Source organism: Serratia sp. 14-2641, assembly GCF_001692375.1.
GTDB lineage: Bacteria > Pseudomonadota > Gammaproteobacteria > Enterobacterales > Enterobacteriaceae > Chania > Chania fonticola_C.
In genome coordinates this window covers 1-568 of the sequence record NZ_LXKR01000034.1, presented here as the reverse complement: position 1 = coordinate 568, position 568 = coordinate 1, and the positions used below count along the sequence as shown (strand labels likewise).

General features: G+C 58.3%; 1 pseudogene. It reads left to right on the top strand.

Annotated features, from left to right (window positions below):
- Nucleotides 1-421 (top strand): annotated as a pseudogene (locus A6U95_RS31035) (conjugal transfer protein); the annotation flags it as partial.
- Nucleotides 422-568 lie beyond the last annotated feature (147 nt).

Below are 568 nucleotides of genomic sequence, written 5' to 3'. Positions count from 1 at the left end.
CATTGTATTGCCAGCCTTGCTGAAAGGGATTGGTGGTATCGGTGAGATGTATGCGCAGGCCAATACGCAGGTGGTGACGAACGGCTTCAACGCGGTGACGACGCGACCGGAAACACCGGATGGTAAAGCCGTTGCTGGCGTGATTGCCGGCGGCACGGCCAGTCAGGCTGCGAATGTGCTGAGCAGTGATGCTGCCCGCTTACCGTCGAAACAGGTCCTTGTCGAGAAGCAACAGGTGGTGGCGATTCAGTTCATGCGCGGGGTTTACTCGACCGATGTGGCCAACGTGGGGGCAGCGACAGCGCCAATGGTCACATCACCGGTGGTAAAGCCGGTAGACAGAATGCCGCCGACAGAAAACGACTGGCGGGCACAGACGCAGGCACGAATCGACGCGCAGCGCAGGCTGCAACAGCAATAAGGGCTATTCCATGGCACGACAATTCGAGCAGAACATGACTCTAGGGCAGGATGAAAATTTGGCGTGGCGTCAGAAAAGTCAGCAACTGCGGCAGGCACTGAACTGCGCGCTGGCCTGTTTGCACTCCTGTGAGCCTGACGCTATCTC